24 protein-coding genes, 2 tRNA genes and 2 pseudogenes are annotated in these 23,638 nt (G+C 44.9%); 17 read left to right on the top strand and 11 right to left on the bottom strand.

Features of this window, described 5'->3' with window-relative positions; genetic code table 11:
- The first annotated feature begins 12 nt into the window (after positions 1-12).
- From serS to ACIFSR_RS33275, 6 genes are all read left to right on the top strand, one after another.
- Entirely contained in the window at positions 13-1,299 is a 1,287-nt protein-coding gene (serS, locus tag ACIFSR_RS33300) for a serine--tRNA ligase (protein ID WP_339205922.1), read from the top strand.
- An 85-nt stretch (positions 1,300-1,384) separates the two neighbouring features.
- A tRNA-Ser gene (locus ACIFSR_RS33295) sits at positions 1,385-1,473 on the top strand.
- 123 nt (positions 1,474-1,596) lie between these two features.
- The gene (locus ACIFSR_RS33290) at positions 1,597-1,944 is read left to right on the top strand and encodes a hypothetical protein (protein ID WP_083682741.1); all 348 of its coding nucleotides are present in this window, start codon (positions 1,597-1,599) and stop codon (positions 1,942-1,944) included.
- Positions 1,945-1,959: 15 nt separating this feature from the next.
- On the top strand, positions 1,960-2,136 hold the full coding sequence (locus tag ACIFSR_RS33285; RefSeq protein WP_430063462.1) for a hypothetical protein: 177 nt from the start codon (positions 1,960-1,962) through the stop codon (positions 2,134-2,136).
- 43 nt (positions 2,137-2,179) lie between these two features.
- Positions 2,180-2,329, top strand: a complete 150-nt coding sequence (locus ACIFSR_RS33280) for a small acid-soluble spore protein P (RefSeq protein ID WP_076271763.1) — start codon at positions 2,180-2,182, stop codon at positions 2,327-2,329.
- A 138-nt stretch (positions 2,330-2,467) separates the two neighbouring features.
- Complete coding sequence (locus tag ACIFSR_RS33275) at positions 2,468-3,526, top strand: hypothetical protein (protein ID WP_430063460.1); 1,059 nt, start codon at positions 2,468-2,470, stop codon at positions 3,524-3,526.
- A gap of 62 nt (positions 3,527-3,588) precedes the next feature.
- On the opposite strand, the gene ACIFSR_RS33270 is transcribed toward ACIFSR_RS33275, so the two are convergent.
- Genes ACIFSR_RS33270 through ACIFSR_RS33255 form a run of 4 tightly spaced genes read right to left on the bottom strand, consistent with a single transcriptional unit; the run spans position 3,589 to position 7,885 of the window.
- Entirely contained in the window at positions 3,589-4,350 is a 762-nt protein-coding gene (locus ACIFSR_RS33270; RefSeq protein WP_430063458.1) for a PHP-associated domain-containing protein, read from the bottom strand.
- 31 nt (positions 4,351-4,381) lie between these two features.
- Positions 4,382-5,209, bottom strand: coding sequence for an energy-coupling factor transporter transmembrane component T family protein (locus tag ACIFSR_RS33265; protein ID WP_430063456.1), 828 nt, complete (start codon positions 5,207-5,209; stop codon positions 4,382-4,384).
- Complete coding sequence (locus ACIFSR_RS33260; RefSeq protein WP_430063454.1) at positions 5,196-7,007, bottom strand: ABC transporter ATP-binding protein; 1,812 nt, start codon at positions 7,005-7,007, stop codon at positions 5,196-5,198. The genes ACIFSR_RS33265 and ACIFSR_RS33260 overlap by 14 nt, the downstream gene beginning before the upstream one ends.
- Complete coding sequence (locus tag ACIFSR_RS33255; RefSeq protein WP_430063452.1) at positions 7,004-7,885, bottom strand: cell division protein FtsQ; 882 nt, start codon at positions 7,883-7,885, stop codon at positions 7,004-7,006. The genes ACIFSR_RS33260 and ACIFSR_RS33255 overlap by 4 nt, the downstream gene beginning before the upstream one ends.
- Positions 7,886-8,123: 238 nt before the next feature.
- Between ACIFSR_RS33255 and ACIFSR_RS33250 the strand changes: the two genes are divergently transcribed.
- The gene (locus ACIFSR_RS33250; protein ID WP_430063450.1) at positions 8,124-8,969 is read left to right on the top strand and encodes a MurR/RpiR family transcriptional regulator; all 846 of its coding nucleotides are present in this window, start codon (positions 8,124-8,126) and stop codon (positions 8,967-8,969) included.
- Positions 8,970-9,010: 41 nt separating this feature from the next.
- On the opposite strand, the gene ACIFSR_RS33245 is transcribed toward ACIFSR_RS33250, so the two are convergent.
- A complete protein-coding gene (locus tag ACIFSR_RS33245) occupies positions 9,011-9,367 on the bottom strand; it encodes a DUF4870 domain-containing protein (RefSeq protein ID WP_339205934.1) in 357 nt (118 codons plus the stop codon).
- 212 nt (positions 9,368-9,579) lie between these two features.
- On the opposite strand from ACIFSR_RS33245, the gene ACIFSR_RS33240 reads away from it, so the two are divergent.
- Positions 9,580-9,912: a PadR family transcriptional regulator gene (locus ACIFSR_RS33240; protein ID WP_430063448.1), complete on the top strand. Its 333-nt coding sequence runs from the start codon at positions 9,580-9,582 to the stop codon at positions 9,910-9,912.
- On the top strand, positions 9,909-11,276 hold the full coding sequence (locus tag ACIFSR_RS33235) for an FtsW/RodA/SpoVE family cell cycle protein (RefSeq protein ID WP_430063446.1): 1,368 nt from the start codon (positions 9,909-9,911) through the stop codon (positions 11,274-11,276). The genes ACIFSR_RS33240 and ACIFSR_RS33235 overlap by 4 nt, the downstream gene beginning before the upstream one ends.
- A gap of 47 nt (positions 11,277-11,323) precedes the next feature.
- On the opposite strand, the gene ACIFSR_RS33230 is transcribed toward ACIFSR_RS33235, so the two are convergent.
- The 4 genes from ACIFSR_RS33230 to ACIFSR_RS33215 all read right to left on the bottom strand — a co-directional run bounded on the left by ACIFSR_RS33230 (position 11,324) and on the right by ACIFSR_RS33215 (position 14,335).
- Positions 11,324-11,653: a hypothetical protein gene (locus tag ACIFSR_RS33230; protein ID WP_076271770.1), complete on the bottom strand. Its 330-nt coding sequence runs from the start codon at positions 11,651-11,653 to the stop codon at positions 11,324-11,326.
- Between the two features lie 199 nt (positions 11,654-11,852).
- Positions 11,853-12,647: an AIM24 family protein gene (locus ACIFSR_RS33225; protein WP_076271771.1), complete on the bottom strand. Its 795-nt coding sequence runs from the start codon at positions 12,645-12,647 to the stop codon at positions 11,853-11,855.
- 63 nt (positions 12,648-12,710) lie between these two features.
- On the bottom strand, positions 12,711-13,274 hold the full coding sequence (locus ACIFSR_RS33220) for a TerD family protein (RefSeq protein WP_256711106.1): 564 nt from the start codon (positions 13,272-13,274) through the stop codon (positions 12,711-12,713).
- A gap of 984 nt (positions 13,275-14,258) precedes the next feature.
- Positions 14,259-14,335: transfer RNA gene (locus tag ACIFSR_RS33215), tRNA-Arg, on the bottom strand.
- A 181-nt stretch (positions 14,336-14,516) separates the two neighbouring features.
- Between ACIFSR_RS33215 and ACIFSR_RS33210 the strand changes: the two genes are divergently transcribed.
- Positions 14,517-15,668, top strand: a complete 1,152-nt coding sequence (locus ACIFSR_RS33210) for an HD domain-containing phosphohydrolase (protein ID WP_430063444.1) — start codon at positions 14,517-14,519, stop codon at positions 15,666-15,668.
- 324 nt (positions 15,669-15,992) lie between these two features.
- Here ACIFSR_RS33210 and ACIFSR_RS33205 read toward each other — a convergent pair whose 3' ends face one another.
- On the bottom strand, positions 15,993-16,586 hold the full coding sequence (locus tag ACIFSR_RS33205; protein WP_327204934.1) for a CGNR zinc finger domain-containing protein: 594 nt from the start codon (positions 16,584-16,586) through the stop codon (positions 15,993-15,995).
- A 126-nt stretch (positions 16,587-16,712) separates the two neighbouring features.
- Here ACIFSR_RS33205 and ACIFSR_RS33200 point away from each other — a divergent pair, with 126 nt between their 5' ends.
- Both ACIFSR_RS33200 and ACIFSR_RS33195 read left to right on the top strand, forming a co-directional pair.
- Positions 16,713-17,150, top strand: a complete 438-nt coding sequence (locus ACIFSR_RS33200) for a VOC family protein (RefSeq protein ID WP_339205939.1) — start codon at positions 16,713-16,715, stop codon at positions 17,148-17,150.
- Between the two features lie 332 nt (positions 17,151-17,482).
- Positions 17,483-18,061: a pyridoxamine 5'-phosphate oxidase family protein gene (locus tag ACIFSR_RS33195; RefSeq protein WP_430063442.1), complete on the top strand. Its 579-nt coding sequence runs from the start codon at positions 17,483-17,485 to the stop codon at positions 18,059-18,061.
- Between the two features lie 278 nt (positions 18,062-18,339).
- Here the strand turns inward: ACIFSR_RS33195 and ACIFSR_RS33190 are convergent, their stop codons facing one another.
- Positions 18,340-18,537, bottom strand: coding sequence for a hypothetical protein (locus ACIFSR_RS33190; protein WP_430063440.1), 198 nt, complete (start codon positions 18,535-18,537; stop codon positions 18,340-18,342).
- Between the two features lie 93 nt (positions 18,538-18,630).
- Here ACIFSR_RS33190 and ACIFSR_RS33185 point away from each other — a divergent pair, with 93 nt between their 5' ends.
- From ACIFSR_RS33185 to ACIFSR_RS33165, 5 genes and pseudogenes are all read left to right on the top strand, one after another.
- Entirely contained in the window at positions 18,631-19,500 is an 870-nt protein-coding gene (locus ACIFSR_RS33185) for a DMT family transporter (RefSeq protein WP_339205943.1), read from the top strand.
- A gap of 188 nt (positions 19,501-19,688) precedes the next feature.
- Positions 19,689-20,147, top strand: a complete 459-nt coding sequence (locus ACIFSR_RS33180; RefSeq protein ID WP_339205944.1) for a RidA family protein — start codon at positions 19,689-19,691, stop codon at positions 20,145-20,147.
- A gap of 254 nt (positions 20,148-20,401) precedes the next feature.
- Positions 20,402-21,547 (top strand): annotated as a pseudogene (locus ACIFSR_RS33175) (IS4 family transposase).
- Between the two features lie 349 nt (positions 21,548-21,896).
- Positions 21,897-22,088: a hypothetical protein gene (locus ACIFSR_RS33170; protein WP_339205946.1), complete on the top strand. Its 192-nt coding sequence runs from the start codon at positions 21,897-21,899 to the stop codon at positions 22,086-22,088.
- A gap of 281 nt (positions 22,089-22,369) precedes the next feature.
- Positions 22,370-23,638, top strand: a pseudogene (locus tag ACIFSR_RS33165) (BclA C-terminal domain-containing protein); the annotation flags it as partial.

The following is a 23,638-nucleotide window of genomic DNA, read 5'->3' as shown; positions in this document are numbered from 1 at the left end:
GGCTTTTGGATCGTGCTGGATGTAAAATTGTTAAGAAATGAATTTGAGAAGGTTGAGAAAGCGCTGCTTGATCGCGGAGCTTCCCTTGATCTTATTGCTAATTTTCCTGCGCTCGACACTAGGCGCCGTGATCTTATTCAAGAGACGGAGCAGCTGAAGAGCAGACGCAATACGGTTTCGCAGGATGTAGCTAAACTCAAACGCACAGGCGGCGACGCAGAATCGCTTATCCTTGAGATGAGAGAGGTTGGCGACCGCATTAAAGAGCTTGACGATGAACTTCGTGAGCTGGATGTACAAGTGATTGAGCTGACTCAAGCGATTCCGAACATTCCTAGCGATAGCGTGCCAGTCGGCAAGTCGGAGGAAGATAATGTAGAGCTGCGCAAAAATGGCGAGGTTCCAACCTTTGATTTTGAGCCCAAGCCACATTGGGAGCTTGCGCAATCACTCGGCATATTGGATTTCGAGCGTGCAGCGAAGGTAACGGGATCACGTTTCACATTCTACCGCGGCCTCGGAGCTCGTCTTGAGCGTGCGCTTATCAGCTTTATGATGGATCTTCACAGCGATAAGCACGGATATGAGGAAGTATTGCCTCCTTATATTGTTAATCGTGACAGCTTGATCGGTACTGGTCAGCTTCCGAAGTTTGAAGAGGATTTATTCAAAATTTCGGATTCGGATTATTTCCTCATTCCGACTGCAGAGGTACCAGTTACGAACCTGCACCGCGAAGAGATTTTGCCGATTGAAGAGCTTCCGAAATATTTTGTAGCTTACAGCTCGTGCTTCCGTTCAGAAGCAGGTTCTGCTGGGCGCGATACACGTGGTTTGATTCGTCAGCATCAGTTCAACAAGGTTGAATTGATCAAATTGACGAAACCGGAGGATTCATACGAAGAGCTGGAGAAAATGACCGCTAACGCGGAGAAGGTTTTGCAGCTACTAGGACTTCCTTACCGCGTTCTAACGCTTTGTACGGGAGATATGGGCTTCACAGCGGCTAAAACATATGACCTTGAAGTGTGGCTGCCAAGTGCAGGCACGTATCGTGAAATTTCGTCCTGCTCAAATGTAGAGGACTTCCAAGCTCGCCGTGCGGGTATTCGTTTCCGCAGAGATACGAAGAGCAAGCCGGAATTCGTTCATACACTGAATGGTTCGGGACTTGCTGTAGGTCGTACTTTTGCGGCAATCATCGAGAACTTCCAGCAAGCGGACGGTTCTGTGACGATTCCAGAAATACTGCGTCCGTATATGGGCGGCATTAGTTCGATCGATTCAACAAAGCTTTAAAAAAATTTTTTTGCCACATGGTCAAAATACACTTGCATTTTTATTTTGACCTGTGGTATTATATTTCTTGTGACAAATGAACGATGGAGAGATACCGAAGCGGTCATAACGGGGCAGTCTTGAAAACTGTTAGGGCGCAAGCCCACGTGGGTTCGAGTCCCACTCTCTCCTCCATATTTTTAAAAATGTACATGACAAGCCCAGACGCTAAGCGTTTGGGCTTTTTTTTCATTCTATCCCCTCGTATAAAATAATGCCGCATTTCGCATGTTATACGATGTGGAGGTGCTTCATTTAATGGGTAAATCAGATGAACTGCAAATGAATCAAGAAAACTTGGCAGATGCTTGGCGTCAAACCTTGCCAGAGACGCTAAAAGACGCTGACCGCAGCAGAGTGCTGCCTGATGAGTCAGATTCCAAAGCGCTGCGCGTAACGATCGATACAGCCGGACATCAAATGTATTCGTTTGATTTTAAAGTTACTTATGTAGATAGCCGTGAAGTGAAGGTTGAGCTTATCGATGTGGAGAAAGACAAGGTATCCATCGATGAGCGTGGAGACATCATTCAAGAGCTGATCCAAAATTACACTAGACATCTGCATGAATGTGCTCAAGCGCTCCAACGCTTGACGCATGCTTAGAGGAGAGAGCTGCATATGACGAAGGCACAAGGAACGGCTGATAAAAACTTATCTAATGTGGTAGAAGCTTTGGAGGTTGAGGCGGTTAACAGCCATCAAGCTCAACAATTGCAGCAGGATAAGAACGATCGAAGCAATCAGGATGACATGAACCATGATCATTTAACAGATTTAGAACATCAAAAAAATTAACGCTTCCCTCGAAGCCGATGAGATCTAAATAGGAGGAATCCAAATGTCGAAGCCAGATAGCATTCCGGTGCCGGAAAGCAATCCGCAAAATAATCGGAAGCGTAATGACGGAGGCGGGCAGCAAGAGCCGCTTTCTGGATCTAAGAAAACAAAGCAGCGTAATCATGTGGATCATCATAACCCGCAAGGATAGATAAATGTGCTGTTAAAAGCTAGTTCAAACGTCCCGTTTCAGTACGCTGAAACGGGATTTTTTGGATATAACTTCTAAATGAAGTTATTTTAGTATAGAATGGAGGTGCTCACAAAAAGATAGGGAGGAACATACTACATGAAGAATGTTCAAAAAATAGCGGTTCTTATGTTAGCCGTTATTTTGGTTGTTATCGCAGGCTGCAGCTCGGCAAAACCACCGAAGGAAGCTTTGCAGGCGGCTATGACGAAAATTAATGAAGCGGACTCATATGCAGTAAAAATGTCATTTGGCTTGGATGAATTGGAAGTTCCACAAACGGCAACTTTGGAAGGCAACGCAGCTGCTACAGCAGCAATCGTAGGCATGATTAAAGATGCAACCATTACAGTTGATGCTGTATATAAGAAAAAACCGATGCGTACCGATATGAATATGCAAATCGTAGTCCCAGGCGACATGGAGATGAAGTTAACGGTACCCATGATTATGACTGAGGAAGCGCTGTATGTGAAAATACCGCAAGTTCCGATGCTGCCATTGCCGGAGACGATTACAAGTAAATTTATTAAAATTGATCTAAATGAGCTTGCTGAGAAAGAAGGCACGGCTAAGCTGGATCTTGCTGCACAACAAAAGTTAGGCAAGGAACTCGGAGAAGTAATGCTTAAGCATTTTGACGAGAAAACATACTTCAGCCAGCCTAAGGCTGAGGCAGCTGGCCTGCCTGCTGATATGAAAGCAGATCAAATCATCGCCTTTGAGATTAATGAAAGCAACTATCCAAAAACAGTAGAAACCATCGTTAACCAAGTGCTGCCTGAGGTGCTAAATGTATTGCTTGCTAATGAAGCATCATTAAAGACTCTTCAGCTTGATAAGGCGGACATCGAGAAGATGAAGTCGGATCTTGAGACGAATAAAGCAGAGATTCTAACCACATTTAAAAATGATGTTAAAGTGAATACTCTGAAAGTAACGGGAGCCATCACAGATGGGTATCTTGCTTACCAATCGGGTAAGGTAAGCATTGAAGGCTCTGACAAAGAGAGCGGACAGAAGATGAAGCTTGGCCTTCATTATGATGTTACTTACTCCGAGATTAATAAAGATGCGAAGTTCGAAGGTGAAATTCCGACGGATGCGATTACACTGGACGAACTGACACAGATGTTCCAATTGCCAGTTGGTATGTAATAGATTGAAAATGAAGCAGCTCCTGAGTGTCAGGAGCTGCTTTTTTAGTGAAGCGGGTGTTCTTACAAAGCGACAACCATCGATTTTTTTAGAAGCTCTTTCATCATTTGAGCAGCTTTTACTTTAACATTCAAGCAAGCGGAAATTTCAAGCTGATAATTGCCACTCAGCAGCTCGCTGCGCAGTTGTTCGGCTGTTTCGCAAACGTTATCTACATGATTAACAACGCTGCCGAACTGCAGAGGCTGATGTGAGTCGCTTCCTGCAATGACCTTTAAGCCAAGATGATCTGCGAACTGTCGAACCTGATCAGCCATGCCGAAACCATATTGGAATAAATCTTTTGCATTTATATCAAGCGCATCGAGGCGCCTGAGTGTGTCAGCATCATGGTGAGTGAGCGGCGTGCTTTCTCTCATGGGATGAGCACCAATTCGAAGCAAGGGATAGCCGTCGGTGCGGTTCATCAGCTCTTCTAAAGTAATAAAGTTATCTTTTGCGGTATGGGGTTCAAGCTGCTGCCTCAGATCACGAATATGGCTGCGGTTTCCAATGATTAGAATATGGCCTTTATTCGCTACATCAACCTCCATGCCAGAGAAAACCTTCAAGCCCTCCACGATATAATAATCACCTTTATATTCAAAATGATGATCCAGCTGATCCATCATGTCGGCAAAGTGAAGCGTGTTAAAATGCTCGGTCAACGCCACCGCGTGCAGACCGTTTTCTTTGGCTTCGCGAGCCATGGAAAGGAAGTAGTCGAGTGAAAAATGTGTTTTCTTTGACAGTTTGCCATGTGTATGCAAATCGATGCTCATCATTAGTGTGTTATCTCCATTCAATTATGTAGTTTTAAAAGGAAATGAATTGTCCAAAAGCAACCAGCCCGATCATATAGAACAGGGAGCAGCTTAAGAAAATAAAATCATGCGGTCGAACCTGCATATGCGCAAGCTTAAGCTTCTTCGTCTCAGGGCTGACAAGCGAATAGGTAAAGCCGCGCACCTCCAATGCTTCGACCGTCGTTCTCGTTCGCTTAGCTGTATTCAGAATGAGCGGATAAAAGGCATAAACGCTAATCTTCGCCATGTATATAATTGAACGCCAGTGAAGAAAACCCTTATTGCGGGGAGCGCGGCCGCGCAATCGGAATGAGTGAATAAGGTTATGGTACTCCTCAATTAGAATCGGAAGCATCCTATAGCCGTAGGACACACCAAAGCTGAATTGTCCAGGCATCCCCATACTAAGCAGGGCGTCACTCAGCTTCTCGGGATCCATGCTGGAGAACACGGCAATGCTGGCCAGCGAGATGATTAGTATTTTTAATGTTAAGGTCAATAACGGCCATACGCCCGCTAGACTTCCTCCGAAGAAGATGGAACCGAAAAAAATATAACTAATCTCACTTACCAGGCCGACGCCCATAATAAGTAGAACAAGTGGACTTACCTTTGAAGATAAAGTAAGGACAAGCATTGGAATAAGCAAGCCAAGCAGAATGGCTTTATTATGAAAGAACCAAGGCGCTATGGCGAAAAAAGAATACCAAATCAGGAGGATACGCGGATCAAAGCGCGACAGAAAGGTCGATTGTCTGCCGAAAGCGGTACGCATCAGCTCAATTTTAATTTGTTCTACGCTCAGCTTGTCGAGCATGCTTTGTTTAATTGCTTCCAACCGTAATCTCCTCCTGCTCAAATGGGTTTGACGGATTTATATTTTTGATAAGCCGCGTGGTGAATTCATTGACAGATAGGCAAGGCGGCTCGAAACCCAGTCTTTGACTAAGCAAAGCGATTTGCGGCGCAATGAGACCTGCTTGTTTGAGAATGGCAACATGGTTGAATAACGAGCGTTCATCTGTATCAAGTGCGACGCAGCCATCGTGCATAACGATAACGCGGTTTGCCCATTCGGCAACCAGCTGCATATCATGTGTCGCTATGATGGTCGTTTTTACATGATCCTGTAGCTGCGCCAGCATTTCAGTCATTTCACGGCGGCTCGCTGCATCAAGGCTGGCTGTCGGTTCATCCAGCAGCATGACAGTGGGACGCATGGCGAGTCCGATCGCTAATGTCGCTCTGCGCTGCTGTCCGCCGCTGAGCAGTCTGCCATCTCGATCTTGCAGGGCGGTTAGCCGCAGCCTCTCCAGAATTTCATCAACAAAAGGGTGATAATCAGCAATTCCGCGGGCTTTTAGAAAATATTCAACATCCTTGCGGACGGAATCTTCAATAAACATCTCCTCTGGATTTTGATAAATATAGGAGACAAAATCAGACAGCAGTTCAGGTGAAGATTGCTTCGTAATATGCCCGCATACGGTTAAGTGTCCTTCTGTAGGGCGCCGAATGCCCGAAAGGAGCTTGAGCAGCGTTGATTTTCCAGCGCCATTATTGCCGACAAGAGCAATACGATCGCCTTCATAAAAGCTGATGCTCATGTTCCGAATGACGGGATGCATCGTTCTTGCAATTGTTTTGTAGCTATAGGAGACATTGGCAAACGTAGCAAGGGGCTGCTTAGTATGTTCATTATTAGAAATAAGCTTATCCGTAAGGTCAGCTGAAAGCGTGAATGACGGTTTAAGCATCTTCTCAAAATAAGCGACTGCTTCATCGATGGTGATCGGGTATTGTGATGAAGACCGACTACTTGCTTTTCCTGTAGCAGCTTCCAATTCACAAACAGCAAGCGTAACCTGCGGCGGTAATATATGCAGTTCAGCAAGCTCATCAACCGCAGATAACGCCTCATGGACAGGCTTCACCCAGCGTATTGTGCCGCTATCCATAAGTACGACCCTATTGCAATAGTCTGCAATAAACTCGGTATGGTGCTCAATGACGATGATTGTTTTGCCATGCTTTTCATTCAGCAGCTTAAGTTTGTCGTAGATGAGTCTAGCATGAAAGGGATCTAGCTGCGCGACAGGCTCATCGATAATAATAATTTCTGGATCGAGGGATAAAGCGCCAGCCAGCGCCGTAAGATGCTTTTGTCCACCGCTTAACTGCCAAATCCACTGATCCTTCAAATGATCAATGCCAAGCATGGACAAAGCTCGAAGTCCGCGTTCACGGTAATCGCTAAAGCCATAATTAAGTGGAGCAAAGCAGGCTTCGTCATAGACGGTCGGCCGAACGAGCTGGTTCTCAAAATCCTGAAACACATAAGCGACTTTGCGTGACAAAGAGGATACCGTTTCCTCGGCAGCTATTAGCCCTGCAACTTCAATGGAGCCGTCTAAATCGCCAACATAATAGTTTGGAATTAGGCCGTTTAAACATTTGCAAAGCGTTGACTTGCCACTGCCATTCGTTCCTGCTATAGCGATGAACTCGCCGGGTTGGACAAGAAGCTGAATGTTATGGAGTGCCTTGTGTTCCGCTCCTGGATATTGAAATTGAATGTCCTGCAGCTTAATGATGGGAGCCGCCTGCTGGTTGGTTTGGAAGGATGAAGGTCTCAAAGCTTAACATCCTCCGTCTTGCGCGCAGATTTGGATTTGGCACGAAATGCTGCAATGAGTGTCAACATGAGCACTAATGCGGCTGCAGCAGCACTAATCCAGATGAATCCACTGCCATATTGCTCAATAAATTCTGGCTCCCATACAGCAAAGTTAATATCAGACTCAGACAAAAATTCTGCAACGATCCCAATAAAAACAAATATAATAGCGGTAATGAGCAGCCGCGGTGTTATTAGCTGTCCGAATGATATAGAAACTCTGCTGTCGCGTGGTTTTATGCCGAGAAGCGGTTCGATTTTTCCATATAGACGCGGTACGAGAAATAAAGTAGGCAGCAGGGAGAAAAAGATGCCGGTTATGAGCATGGCGTTAAGGAAACCTACGCCTTCGATAAGCAATATGCTTTCGGGAATGCCTGGAACAGCTTCGAGCTCTTCAATCCCAAACCAAACCTTGCTGATGTCGACAATCGCTCCAAGCATCTGGTCAATACCTACTGCAACGAACGAAGCGAGTGCGAGTTGTTTACGATTTCGTGGATCGCTTACGAGCAGGCCAGCTATGTACATGGCAATCGTAAATTCTATGAATTTTTCCAATTCTCCGAGTCCGCCGAATTGTCCAAGCAGCAGTTCCCCGAATATAACCTCGCCGAAGGATGCGCCAAGTGCAGCATAAAGCGGATTAAATAGAATACAGAGCGTTAATGGGATAAAAGCGAAGTATTCGACCTTCAGCTCAATGGGACCAAGCTTTAGCTCAGGAATAAGCTCGGAGAACATGTTGGAAATACCGTACAAGGACATCGATAAAATGAATACCATAAGCTTCTGCGATTGCGTTAGCTCATAACGGCGCTTAGGCGCTGTAACCATTGTGATTCCTCCTAATTTGTTTTTGAGGCGGAATGCGTCTCGAATGCCTCGATTCAAAACGAATTCTTCTACAATATAGAGATCGAATGTTATCAGATCATCAACAAATTATTTCGATTACGTAAAATAAATTACATAAAAATAAAAATGAAATAAAATTATCATTTTTTGATCAAAAGGTGATATACTTCGTTTAGAAAATATGCTGCTATGTTGGTACATGCAGGAGGAATCAAAGATGACGGCTTTTCATTTGGATATGGACTTGGATAATATGTCAAAAAGCCACCAATCCATTGCTAATTACGTGGTGGGCGCACTGCAGCAGATTCCTTATTGTACAGAGGAAGATATTGCGATGGCTGTAGGTGTCAGTACGGCGACGGTATCGCGGTTTTGGCGGACGATTGGGTTTGCTAACTTGAAGGCATTTAAGAAAACGCTGCTGCAAAGCGAGCATGCGACGCCTGCCCATAAGATGAAGAAAATATTGAATAAGGTAGATCATGAAGAGGCTGATATTGTAAGTGAAATGCTGGAGATTGCAGCAGCTAATGTAGAGGTTACTTCAAAGCGTGTAGACCGTGAGCAGTTTCATCAAGCGGTGGAGGCCATTCATAAGGCTAGAAAAGTGTATGTATTTGGAACGGGAGCAACAGCTAGCTTGATCGAGCTCATCCGATTTCGTCTGAATCGGATAAATGTGCAAATCGAAGGTATGGCGGGGAGTGGCAGCGAGCTGCTTGAAACGCTTGTTCATGCTGATTCCAGCGATGTGCTGCTTATGTTCGGCTTTGTCAGGCGCTCACCTGAATTAACGGTGCTGCTTGAGCATGCCAAAGAGGCAGGCTACACTACAATACTGATTACGGATCTGCTCGTATCCGATATGCTGGAGCAGAGCGATCTCGTGCTGCAGGTTGATCGGGGGGAACTGGAGGGCTTTCATTCGATGGCAGCGCCAGTTGCGCTTCTTGATGCATTGTCAGTAGCTGTTACAAAGCGGCGCGGGCAGCAGGCGTTTGACCAATTGGACCGCTTGCATGTGATGAGGAAAAAATATAGCTCGCAGCTTCCTAAATAATAGAACCGCCGGAACGTTTTGCGTCCCGGCGGTTCTATGTTTTATTTGAAGAAACGAATGGTTAGAGGATAGCGATAGCCATTGCCCTCTGAAGCACGCATAGACCCGATGATAGTAAATGCAATCCAGAAAATAAACAATAGCGGTGTAGTAATAAATCCGATGAGAACAAAAATGAGCAAACCGGAAATAATGGAATAAATCATATTGCTGATCTGAAAATTGAGTGATTCCTTGCCATGCATATCCACATAGCTGGATTGATCCTTCTTCAGAAGCCAAATGATGAGTGGTCCAAGAATGTTGCCGAGCGGAATAATTACACCGCTAAAAGCAAGCAGATGGCAAAGCATGCCGTACGTTTTTTCTTCCTTATGAAGTCCGAAAGATTGATTCATTGTGTATTGCCTCCCTTAAATTGAAAACCGCCGATTAATGTGACTTATGTACTTATACGTTAACGCAGCGATAAGATATGCATAAATATATCACCGATTAGCTATTATGGGAATCCATTCCTAAAATGATGTTGTAATCGGTGATGGTCAACTATATACTTATACATAGATAATCGATGCATAGAAATGCGATACATAAACAGGAGGGCGTTATGAAAATTAATAAAGAGCTTATGAAAGGCAGTACCGTTATTCTTATTTTGACACTGCTTGACCGTAAGGAAATGTATGGCTATGAAATGACCAAAGAAATTGAAAAAAGCTCTAGCGGTGTGTTTACTTTTAAAGAAGGGACGCTATATCCTATCTTACATACGCTTGAGGTGGAGCAGCTGGTTGAGTCGTACTGGAATGAAGAAGGCAGCCGCAAACGGAAATATTATCGCATCACAGCGCGTGGAAGAGGGCAGCTAGAGGAGAAGAAGCAGGAGTGGACGTTGTTTCGGACGACGGTAGACCGCGTAATCGGGGAGGGCCATGCATGAATAACAAGCCTGTTCAGTATGAATCGATTCAGCAATACTTAGTGCAGGTTTGCAGACATGTAAAAGCAAGAGATGTGCATCGTGACATCAAGGTTGAAATGCAGAACCATCTGGACGAGCTGGTGGAGGATAAGCTAAACGAAGGGTTATCAGAGGAAGAGGCGGTTCGTGCTGCTCTAGTCCAGATGGGTGATCCCGATCAGATTGGCAAGCAGCTTCATGCAGCACATAAGCCGGTTATGGAATGGGGATTAGCCGCACTTGTAGCGATATTGGTCGGTATTGGCCTGCTTGCTATGTATGCAATGGAATTCGCTTATAGTGATCAAAATATGTATAGCGGGTTTCAATTTTTTCTTAAGAAGGCAGTTTTCACAGCGATAGGCATCGTGTTCATCATTGGCATTTATTTTTTGGACTATCGAAAATGGGAAAAGTATTCGTGGTACATGTATAGCGGAACAATTTTTCTGATGGTAGCCTGCATTCTTTATGGAGTCGAAATCAATGGTTCGAAAAGCTGGATCGCAATCGGGTCTTTTACCTTTGATGTATATGGCACATCTCCTTATTTATTTATGATTGCTTTTGCAGGGACGCTGCTTGTTAAGCATAAGGAGAAGCAGGGACTATTCAGAAATTCACTTTACTTCGGAAAAATGGCGCTTTTATATGCGATCGTGCCTGCTATACTGTATAGCAAGGCAAACTCCTATCTTAATTTTATTATATATTTATTTGGACTGGCCGTATTAATGCTGTTTGTTGCAAAAACGTATAAGCTGTTTATAACCATCGTGAGTTCAATCATAACTGCAGGAGCAGTGCTTATTATAAAAATAAATGATCCAGTTCGCTATAAATTCATATGGGAACGATACACCGCATTTCTAAATCCTACTGCTTCCCCTGATGATAAAAACTATTATCTCCAGAAATCCTTGGAATCTATTCGATTGGGAGGGATGTGGGGACAAGGATTTGGCGTTGAGAACCGAATGTTTCGCTATATTTATAGCGAAATGGTCTTTACTTATTTGATCTACAGTCTTGGTTTGGTTTTTGGTATAGCTATAGTGCTGCTAGCCTTATTACTGATTGTTAAAGTGATTGGTATGGCAAAAACACTCAAGGATGTATATGCTAGAGGCTTGGTCGTTGGCTCATTTTCAATTATTGGTTTTCATTTCGTCTGGAACATTTTGATGTCGTTTGGGCTGCTGCCTATTAATAGCATGACGATGCCTTTCATATCGTATGGCGGTACAAATGGCATTATCGAATTAATGGTCATGGGATTGCTGCTAAGCGTCAATCGGAGAAAAAATATGATCAGCTTACTAAATCGCGAGCCATCAAGATAAAAGGGCTATCCTATTGTAGAATATCTACAGTAGGATAGCTCTTTTGATTAGAAGCTGCCTGGAGCAGGAGGACGGGTAGGGTAATTTTGCTGATTGTTTTTGGAAACACCAATGAACAGGAATAGGGCTGTAGTAAGATGCATGATCATGCCGAGAATAGGTATCCATGCTAATACAGATGTAATGATCCCCAAAATACTGCCTACGACTGGCTTATTATGCTGCGAGCAAAGAACAAGCGTTACGATATGAAGAATGAGCGTTGCAAATAATAGCGTGTATCCTGATAACATGACTAGGGTGCCACCCAGCAAGGGGATTCCTAAGATGCCTTCAATAATAGCAGTGACTAGTAAAAGTGTACCTGCAGCTTTCATTTTATTTTCCTCCTATTTCTATATTTGAATTATTCTATGGGGCAGTTTGTTTTCTGTTTATCTTTGTACGCAGCGAAAACGATCCGGGTTACATGCTTTCAAGTAAAAAGGCAGCTATCCATTGGAGAGCAGCAGGTTTTCAAAGAAAACAGCCCTGCCGAACGATACGGCAAGGCTTATATCATTATACGATGCTTGCTTATTTCAGAAACTTGCCGATAATTCCACCAAGCCCACTGTTGCTGTCATGTCCTCCTTGGCTGCCGCCAAAGGTGTTGTTGAATGCGCTGCTTTGCGTTTGCGGTTGGTAACGGTTGTCATCCATACCGAATTTCACGCCGCTCTCACGTTCAAATGGCTGTATAATAACAACCTGATTAGGGTCACTGAATTCGTACATATAAGATTCCCCGGAGGTTTGGCCGATAAGCGTTTTCCAGTTGACATCGATCTTCACACTTGGGGAAGGACCTGTCCAAGCAACGATGGCATCAGGATCTACACGGCAAGGGCCTTGCAAAACCAGTGGATTACCTTTGGTCTTTACAGCAACTTGTGCACCCTGTCCGTTGTAAGTAAGTTTGGATGTAAACAAGCCGCGCTGGGAGAGGACACCCGTTCCAATGATGGTAACGCCATAATGACAAGTGTCCGTAAATGCGAGCAGATCTTCACTCTCAACACTTACGCTTTGCCATGGTCCGCCTTGCTCTAAATTAATGATTGTAACATGAGAGTTCTCATCCGCGAGATATACGATGCCTTGTCCTTCGACTTCCATAATCTCTAAGTTTTCTCCCGTTACTTTACGCATACCATGGTTGATCACTTGTCCGATAACATTTCCGGAATTCGTTCCTAACAACCGCTTAGAATATTTGAATTTCTTGTTATAGGCTTGATCAGCAACCATCGATCCTTTTTTGGCAAAAAACTGGCCTTGTCCTTCTGCTTTCAAAAATAATTCCCGTTCGACCTGGAATTGAAACGGCATGCGGGGTAACCTCCATATAATATATAAAATGAAATTATAGCTGCTTCATTAACAAGTAAGCTGTTACATTGCCCCGTAATGCGCACATATGCCCGCTAGATCAAGCGACAAGCCTGTTCCAACAGCATTAAATTTCCATTCATTGCCGTGGCGATATACTTCGCCAGCTAGGATGGAGATTGAGGTGGAATAGTCCTCGGATAGATCAAATCGGCAGATCTCGGCTCCGTTTGCTTGGTTCACGACACGGATATATGCATTGGAAACTTGTCCAAAGTTTTGGTTTTTGCGAATAGCTTCATCAATTGTAACGGTAAATACGATTTTTTGGATATCCAAAGCTACTCTGGATAATTGAATTTCAACCGTCTCATCGTCACCGCTGCCTTGTCCGTCACGGTTATCACCCTTATAGCGTGTTGATCCATCGGGGCTCACGAGATTGTTGTAGAAAACGATATGACTAGTGGAAGAAACCGTGTTTGTCTGATTTAGCATAAATACCTCTGCATCTAGGTCATAGCTCTGGCCTTGCAGGTTATTTGTGTCCCATCCAAGTCCGATTTTCAATAAATCAAGCCCTGCATTATTTTTGGTCAAATCCAGCTTCTGTCCTTTGGTAAGGATAAGCCCACCATTAGGACTGGCCTGAGGAGCGGGAGCTGCGCCAAAAGCGTTATTTGTTGATCCGCCCTGAATACCCCCTTGTTGGATACCGCCTTGCTGAATACCGCCCTGTTGAATGCCGCCTTGGCCTCCAAGAATGTTGGATGGTCTTCCTGGCGGATTTAAATTAATTCCCATATGAACTGCCTCCTCAATGCATAATAAAAAGCTGTTTTTTCGACAATAATTTTGGTTAAAACTGTATGTTTTGTAGAACGATATGAAACTATTTGTAGTATAGCAGATTGGAATGGAAGATTATAGCGTTGTATGACGAAATTACGAGTAAAGAAAAGAGCCTCACTTCAATAGTGAGACTTCTTAAGAAGCTTTAAGAGGATCGTCTGTTTTTTTGATCATCGAGGGATGCTTATTTAGTGAAAATCTCAGCACTATAGGTTGAAATACACTTATTTATCTCATTACGTATGTAGGCATGCGAATAAGCAATCTGGTCTTCAAAACCGCGGCAATTATAGCAATAGCTGATCTGTTCAGCAGTGTTTTTATACATGCACAGAGTAATGCTTTTCTGAAGGAGCTGCTGTGTATTTGTTGTTAAATCTGTTTTCATTTTTGCAATCATAATGTCTGCTGCCCTAGTAAAAATAGATCGTAAAGTTCGCGCTTTTCTCTCAAGCTCGCGTCTATTTCGTTCAACAATAACGAGAGCTAGAGGAAGGATAATAGCTTTGTGAAGAAGCTGTATCTCATCGTGAGCAGGTGGATGGTACAGGTATGAATTGTTTACTTTGGACAACGGCATGGCCATTTGTAAATCACCTCATGCACATTATATGCGAACAAACGTTCCGTAGTCAATGTATCGTGATCAGGTGTCTTATAAAAATTATTCGACACTAGTCTAATTGGTGCGGTGTAGATGAAAACAAAAAAAGCTTATTGCTGGCATTAGCAATAAGCTTTATATATTCGTGAAAGAAATGGCGCGCCCGAGAGGGCTCGAACCTCCCACCTAACGTTTAGGAAACGTTTGCTCTATCCGGATGAGCTACGGACGCGCAGCAACATTGATTATAGCATGGGTGCTTTAGGTGAAGCAAGATTAACCATTTTAGTGTAAGACTATTGTATTTTTTTGTCGAATAACTGCGCTTTTATTGTGGAAACAAGAGGATAAAAAGCTTGTAAAGGCGAATAGAGGTAAGGATAACGAGTTTGATCGGCTGGAGGATTGTTCGAATGCTTGAATTCCAAAATGAACCGCAATCGTTTCGATTGGATTTGTCGCCTGAACAAATGCTTAAGGTGATTTTTGAATATACAGCTAAAATAGCGAATGAAAAGAAGCTGGATGCTGTCCTTATCTTAATGGCCAATATGGGTAGAGAGATGGTCGTTGCAGATCGGTGCACCGTCTGGTTGATTGATGCTGCTCGCAATGAGCTTTTTACAGCGGTAGCTCACGGGGCTTGCGAGATACGGATTCCTTACGGCAGCGGGCTGGTAGGAAGTGCTGTAAGCACGGGACAATCTATTTTTATAGATGACGCCTATGAAGATCCAAGGCATAACCCGGATAACGACTTAAAGACCGGTTATCGGACGAAATCGATTATGACGATCCCTTTTCACAATAATCAAGGAGAAGTAATCGGTGCCTATCAAGCCATAAACAAATTAACAGAGAAGCAGATATTCTCGGTGAAAGATATGGAATACTTATCGCTTGCTGCATCTTACTCAGGCAAGTCGCTTGAGTCCATCATGCTGTATGAGGAAATAATAGAGACGCAAAAAGAGATTATTTTGGCAATGGGAAAAATCGGTGAAGGTCGCTCGCAAGAAACGGGCAATCATGTAAAACGGGTTGCTCAATATTCATATGTTTTGGCAAAAGGACTAGGCATGAGTGATTCTGAAGCAGACATGCTGCGCAGCGCATCTCCAATGCATGATATCGGCAAAGTAGCTATTCCGGATGCTGTGTTGAAAAAACCAGGAAAGCTAACGGCAGAAGAGTATGAGCAGATTAAGGAGCATGCCATTATCGGTTACCGATTATTGCACAACTCCAAGAGACCGCTGCTGCAGGCTGCGGCGATCGTGGCTTGGCAGCATCATGAAAAGTGGGACGGTACCGGATATCCGCAAGGACTAAAGGGTGAGGCTATTCATCTGTATGGGCGAATTACTGCGCTGGCAGATGTATTTGATGCTTTAAGCAGCGCAAGGATGTATAAAGAGGCTTGGGGGATGGATCGCATTTTGGGACTGATCAAAGAAGAACGGGGACGGCATTTTGACCCTCAGGTGGTAGATGCTTTTTTTGAACAGCTGCCGCTTCTTTTGGAAATAAGAGATCGTGATGCTGATTGGCTTGAGAAGGAATAGAAGCTGTTTGCAGACCTTGTTGGGGTGAGCCCACATAGCCACAAAGCTAAGAAATTAATACACCCCCAAAACGAAAAAAAGCTATTTTTCTTAAATAAAGGATAGCTTTTTTCGTATTGGGGTAGTCCCCATCACATTAGCAGATTGGCTAACGTTCCTTGAGACTCCGACATGCAAAAAGGAATACCATTCTATTTGTATGAAGCCCGGTAAAGACGGCGAATCTTCGGTCCAGAAGCTGCGGAGGGAATTTACGGATTGTAACGGTGAAGAGGGGATGTCTTGGAAGTAGGTTCTTCTACTTTTAAGTCATTCCCTCTTTTTTTATTCCTGGTTTTTCTTGCGGTGGTAGTGCTGATTTACTTTGACGCGATTCCCGCACTTGTCCATGCTGCACCAGCGGCGCTGCTGATTGCGGCTGCTATCGTAGAAGAACAGGATGCAGGCATGATTCTCACACTTCTTGAGATTAGCCAGTTTGAATGTCGTGAAGAAGAGGCAGGCTTCTTCCAGGAACAAGGCGGGCAGCTGCGTGATCTCGTAGTTTCTGACAGTGGTGAATGGACGTTCCTGATCGCCTGCCTCGATTTGATAATAACTGCGGTAACGCGCCAACTCTTGATTGAGAAAAGTGACGATCGAGGCCGGAATGGATTGTTCCTGAATGATTTGGGTAAATGCCTGTTCAATCCGGCTGCGGATGATCAGGATCTTTTGAATGATGGTGTCCTGCTCGTCAGGGGTAAGCTCCTCTCGATCACTTATCACCCATTTACGTCTGTCGGCCTGCTCCAGCCAGCTCATCAGATGACCCCAAGACTCGATGAGCTCTGTCCGGATTCCTTTGACATTCTTGCGGGTGTTCACAAAATCAGTTGTAAAGTGATTGCCTACAAAAACAAATGCGGGCTTATCTATGGTTGATTCAACTCCTTCTCTGTGCTCCTGTTTTAATTCTAACCGCTAAATTAGCTATTTACAAGTTATATAATATCGTATATTGTAATGCCTGTAATATATTTTTGGTGGTTAGGGGATGGGGGAATGAGATTGGGACACATTGGTTTGAATGTATCGGAAATAGGGAGATCGGTTCGATTCTATACGGAGGTATTCGGCTTTACACTGCGGAATCTATCGGAGGAACCCGGAAGAAAATTCGCACTGCTAGGCGATGATCAGAAGAATCTGGTCACCTTATGGCAGCAAAGCGAAGGAAGCTTCTCCCCACGGCTGCCGGGTCTGCATCATCTGGCCTTTGAAGTGGATTCGGTTGATACCATTAAAGGATATGAGGAAAAATTGAGAGCGAATGGAGTTCCCTTCATCTATGATGGGATGGTTGCTCATACGGAGGGCGGAGACTCCGGCGGGATCTTCTTCGAAGACCCGGACGGGATCCGGTTGGAGATTTATGCGCTGCAGGGTGTGGGCTGCCACGCGCACACGGCGACGGAAGGGAAAGCTTGCGGTTTCTTCTGATGCACTATCATCCGGGCGAAATTCAGGTTCAGGAACGGGCGGGTGTAAGGGACATCGCAGCACGCAAAAATAACATTTACAGTGAGATTCCGCTAGCGGCGAAGACGTTCCTCGAAAGCCAGCCTTTTCTGATACTTGGCGCAGTAGATGACGATGGGGCAGTTTGGGCTTCTGTATGGTGCGGAACCCCCGGATTCATCAAGGTAGAAGACTCTCATCATGCCATTATTAACGGTCTTCCTGATTCCCAGGACCCCATCTCACTCTGCCTGTACCCCTCCAATCCGATCGCAGCCATTGCAGTCGACTTCGCCACCCGGCGCCGCATGCGCTTGAATGGCCGAATTGGGGAGATCCAACCGAACGGGTTTCAAGTTAGGGCAGAGCAAGTCTACTCCAACTGTCCGAAGTACATCCAAGCGCGTGAATGGACCCTAAGAGAAGGACCGAGCGTTGAACCGGTAGCTCAGGCACTGGAGACGCTCTCTGAAGAAGTGGTGACCCTGGTGAATAAAGCAGATACCTTCTTCATTGCAACTCAACATCTTCAGTATGGTACGGATGTATCCCACCGCGGGGGTATGCCGGGATTCGTAAGAGCCGAGGATGACCGGACTTTGGTGTTTCCGGATTACAGAGGCAATGCGATGTTTAATACGCTTGGGAATGCAGTCTGTTACCCGCAGGCAGGGCTGTTATTCATGGATTTTGACTCGGGCAGCATTGTTCAATTGACGGGAACGGTCGAGATTCTATGGGATGTGACTCCATTCGCCCACTGGTTCCAGGGTGCCCAGCGGATCATCCGATTTCATCTGGAACGGGGAATTATTACGAGTCATGCGATGTCTCTAAGCTGGAGAACCGTGCAGTACTCCCCTGCTAATCCGATCGTAGTTGTGGAGTCCTAGTTGATCGGCATGAACTTCCACACTCAATTCTGCAGCGTCGCCTTACCTTCCACGCTTATCTTTTCCTTGTTCCTCTAAATAGTTCAAATCAAGTAACCGATCCGTTAGGTCTACACCAATCCTACCAGCCAAGTGATCATAGCAAGTCCGAGCATGACGCAAAGTATTAAGTTCATCAGATTCGCGGAGTGAACTTACGGATTTGGGTGGTGAAATAGCCAGGGGCAAGTGCTACCTCAGGGCTGACAAGCCGAAAGTACTTATGCCGACCGTAAGAATCATGAATCAGCAGGCCTCCTTCTACCATCTTGGATAGATGTGAAGAGGAAGTCTGTGGAGAAATTCGGGCAGCATGCGCTAAATAAGAAGCGGGGGATAGCGTTTCCTCCAAGCAAAGCAATTAGCATCGCAAGACGTGACGGATCACCAATTAGATTAGCTGCCTGTACGATATTCGGCCTCGATTTTGTACTCATTTCAGTCTATTCTCCTTACATGTTTGGTTCGATGACCACCGAAGTATTCTCATGCTACCATAACCTTACAAAATGTAGAAAGAGGAGAATATCATGAACCGTTATGTATTTGGACTGCTAGTTGTGCTTGCCACCTCGCTCATGGGCACTTCATTTGCGGTTGGAAAGATCGGTTTATCCTATATCTCGCCCTTGCTGCTTGTGGGGATTCGATTTACGCTTGCGGGATTCATCATGGTCTTATTTGTCAGGATGAAACGGCTGCCTATATCCTATCAGGATGGGTCTAAATTGTTCGTAATAGGACTATTTCAGACGACGGGAGTTATGGGATGTATCTTCCTGAGCATGCGTACCCTTCCGTCGGGGGAGACCTCTATACTGACCTTTGTTAATCCGCTCCTGGTCGTAATTTTGGGGAGATGGTTCTTCGGCTTGAAATACCGAATATCCCAGTGGCTTGGGGTATGTATAGGATGTGCAGGGGTATTCTTATCCCTAGGATCCCATTTGCAATTAACAACGGGTACCTGGTTGGGGCTGGGAGCTGCGCTTTCGTGGGCTGTAGCCACTATTTTGGTGAAAAAATGGGGGACGCAATTCAATACATGGGTGATGTCGGCTTATCAAATGTTATTCGGCGGTCTCCTTCTGTTATTGCTGAGTGCCGTTATGGAAACGCCGCAGCTTACGATCAATCTAACTTCTGTGTCGGTTGTATTGTACTTGGCCATTATGGGTTCCATTGTGCAATTTGCAGCATGGTATTACTTGCTAAGTCATGGCGATCCTGGGAAAACAAGCGCCTATCTGTTCTTAGCCCCGTTCTTTGGTGTACTCTCGGGGTTCATCATCCATAACGAGACTATACATACGTATGTTTATTTAGGGGGATTTTGCATTGGCATCGGAATATTTCTTGTGAACTGGACTGCATTCGGCAAAAAGCATTCGCATGAATAGGAAGGATAAAGCGAGTTGAATAACCAGAGAGCAGACTTCGTGGCAGCTGCTCCTGTTCGAAGGAAATTAAGTTGTAGATTGAATATAAAGTGAGACAATCATGGTTAAAACCGGCATGCAGCCTATTCTTAGTCCCGCCGCTCACGTTATAGTGTAATTTTTCCATTCCGAAGAGGGGAGGTATTTGAATGACTGAACAAACAATAGCAAGCAGATTAGAAGTGTTAGGAATCGTTTTACCAAGTGCAAGCGAACCAGCGGCTAATTATGCAAACTTCGTAAAAGTAAACGGATTATTGTTCGTATCAGGTAAAGGGCCCACTGGAAACCCGAAAGGTAAGTTAGGTCAGGACTATACTACAGAAGAAGGTTATCAGTTTGCACGACAAACTGGGATTGAAATTTTAGCTGTACTGAAATCAGCTTTAAACTCGCTGGATCATGTGAAAAGGGTGGTTAAAATTCAGGGTTTTGTTAATGCCGACGCTAAGTTTGAAGAACATCATAAAGTGTTAAATGGTTGTACTGATCTTATGCTGGACGTGTTCGGAGATAAGGGCATTCATGCACGTTCAGTGTTTGGAGCTGTTTCCGTTAGAGACAATCTTCCAATCATAATTGACTCAATATTTGAAGTTGATGAATAGAAAGGTGTTTTAAGACGGGAGTTCAATAAACCGCCTTTTCAGTTAAGGCGGTTTTCTTATGGTAAAATATCAATATTAGAATTTAACAAAGCCATGAAAATAGAAGAATTCCTCACTTGATTCCAACATGAAAATCCTCCACTTGATGGGCATGTGGCCGTGCCCCATGCCTATCAAGTGGAGGAAAATACTACCTCCCCGAAACAAAAAACGTTATTTTTTCAGTAGACCAACTAATGAAAGGATAGCATTTTATGATACATCTTGGTATTTCAGATGATCTTCATTTGTTTTCACAGGAACTGGAACGACATTTATCTCCTCTTGCACTCACCCAACTAGCCAAAGAAGCAGGATTCGTCACACGAACCAGTAAATATCGTGCACAAGATTTAGTCGCCTTGTGTGTATGGGTAAGTCAACGAATAGCTACGACTTCTCTCAATCAGCTTTGCAGTACATTAGAAGCAACAACAGGGATTCTCATGAGTCCCGAAGGACTGAATCAGCGTTTTAACGCAGCTGCTGTGCGTTTACTGCAGCGGATCGTTTCGCTTTTACTCAAGCAAACACGCTATACGTCCGGAACGATACCAAGCGAGTATTCTGGCTATTTTTCCCGCATTCGAATTCTCGATTCTACGACCTTTCAGCTCCCGGACAGCTTCGCTGCGTCTTATAAGGGTACAGGCGTATGTAGTCATACCGCTGGCGTTAAAATCCAACTGGAATATGATCTGCAGAGTGGGTAGTTCATTCATCTGCATACGAGTCACGGAAAGGAAAATGACAAAACCTACGGTTCCGCATGTTTACAGGACATTCAACAGAAGGATGTATTCATTCGGGACTTAGGATATTTCTGCTTAGAAGATTTACATGGAGAAAAAGAAAGGGATTACGTACTCCGAACGCAGCAAGAAACTCAGTGCGTTGAACTTTTATATAACAAATATTCCAATGGAATGGGTACCTGGGATACACCTGCATGACCTGTATTCCTTACGCTGGCAAATTGAGATTCTCTTTAAAACATGGAAATCATTCTTCCAGATCCACCACTGTAAAGAGATCAAACTTGAACGCTTGCAATGTCATCTTTATGGTCAGTTGATCGGTATCTTGCTTTGTTCCTCAACGATGTTTCAGATGCGGCAACTTCTATGGCGGAAGAAAAGAGAGCTCAGTGAATACAAAGCCTTTTATATGATCAAGGATTACTTGCCCGTCCTGCATCAAGCCATACAAAAGAATGCCCAAGCCATATCGAAAAACCTGTCTCGTCTGTTTCTTCTGTTAGAAAAAAACGGGCGAAAGTCCCACGCTATGAGAAAAAAACAGTCTTTGATATCTTAGGTGTTGTTTACGAGTATGCCACGTCTACCAAGAATGTTGCATAGTTAACGTTTTAAAAACAGCCTCGTCGTTTAGGCTTAATTTGGCATGTTTATTTTTAAGGAAACAATACGACTACTTATAAAAATAGGAGAATGCCTCACTTGAATCCAAACTGAAGGTTCTCAGCTTGATGGGCATGGGGTGAGCCCAAAGAGGTCTTTTTTTAAAAAAAATCGGAGTCGTCCAAGCCTTGATTTAATAAATATAGGGCGCTTGCTTGTACTTTGCTTGAAAGGCTAGGTATTTACCGTGTTCGAAAATCATTTTGGACATAGACTGATTTAGTTATTATAAACACTTTATAAGCTAGAGCGGATTACAAGCTATATAGCGGAGGGTGATAAAACGTCTATGAACAAAAGGCTTCAAGGGCAGAAAATAAATGAAGCGATTTACAAATTGGAATCAGCGAGAAATTTAATTAAAACGAAACACTTAAAACACGCTGAGCAGCAAATACATGAAGCAGTCGCTTCAATGGGCAGCATTGTTCATAAAAAACGGAAGAAAAATGCAAAATCTGATCTTAATGGAGGTGTATAGAGTTGGCGCATAAACGGTCGAAATGCTTAAGAAAACTAAACTTAGCGATTGTTGAGCTGCGGAAGGCCAGAAGGCTTACACGTAGAGATAAAGTTAGAAGAGCTAAAGTTGATGTGAAGGACTCTATCATAATCCTCAATAGTGCTTTGAAATGCCTGGGCGGCCATTCTTCAAAACCGAGTAAAAGAGTAAAAAGGTGCGTAAGGGGGCCAAGAGGGTATAGAGGGTCGAAGGGAGATAGAGGAGCTCGAGGTTTTAGAGGTCAAAGAGGTTTTCGTGGAGTGGATGGAGATACAGGTGCAAAAGGAGCAACCGGGGCAACGGGAGCTGCGGGCAGTCTTGGGGCGGTAGGCGCGGTTGGACCATCAGGTGCACAAGGCGCTGCCGGTCCTAGCGGCGGCACGGGTGCCACGGGTGCCACGGGAGCTACAGGAGCAGGCTTAAATGGTATTATTGCATTTAATCCACTCGCAGCACCTGGCTATCAAGCAGGCCAAGTGGTTACCTTTAATGGGAGCGCGTATGTTGTAAATACGTCTTCTCCAGTAGGAACACCCGGTGTTTCGCCAGGCTATACGCTGCTTGCAGCAAGCGGAGTAACTGGTGCTACAGGAGCGGGAGTAGCAGGTGCAACCGGTCCGACAGGAGCAACGGGAGTAGGTCTAGACGGCGTCGTGACTTATGATCCACTCGCAGTAACAGGGTATCCAGTAGGTCAGGTCGTAACGTTTAACGGAAGCACCTATGTGGTGAATACGGCGACGCCAACAGGCACACCAGGTACTTCGCCAGATTATACGCTGCTTGCAGCGAGTGGTGCTACAGGTGGGACGGGTGCAACAGGAGCGGGATTAACAGGAGCAACAGGAATAACGGGGTCTACCGGTGCAACAGGAGTAGGTCTAGGCGGAGCAGTAGTATTTGATTCACTCGCAGCGACGGGATATCCTCTTGGTCAAGTCGTGACGTTTAACGGAAGCACTTATATCGTAAATACAGTTCCGCCAACAGGCACACCGGGAACTTCGCCAGATTATACACTGCTTGCGGCGAGTGGAACTAAAGGTGCAACTGGCGCGATTGGAGCAGGAGTAACGGGTGCAACGGGAACAGATGGAGCAACGGGTGTAACAGGTTCCTCAGGAGCAACTGGAGCTGTCGGTGCAACAGGAGTAGGAGTAACAGGTGCGACAGGAACGCCGGGATCTACCGGAGCTACAGGAGTCGGACTAAGCGGAATCGTGGTATTTGATCCACTCGCAGCGCCAGGCTATCCATTAGGTCAGGTCGTAACGTTTAATGGAAGCACGTATATCGTAAACACGGCACCGCCAACAGGCACACCGGGAACATCGCCGGATTACACGCTGCTTGCGGCGAGTGGTGCTACAGGAGCAACGGGTGCTACGGGAGCAGGAGAAACAGGTGCAACGGGAACAGATGGAGCAACGGGTGTAACAGGCTCCACAGGAGCGACTGGAGCCGTCGGTGCAACAGGAGTAGGAGTAACAGGTGCGACAGGAACGCCGGGAACGCCGGGATCTACCGGA

This window comes from Paenibacillus sp. NRS-1760 (assembly GCF_050467785.1).
Classification (GTDB): domain Bacteria; phylum Bacillota; class Bacilli; order Paenibacillales; family Paenibacillaceae; genus Pristimantibacillus.
This window is presented reverse-complemented; position numbering and strand designations above follow the sequence as displayed.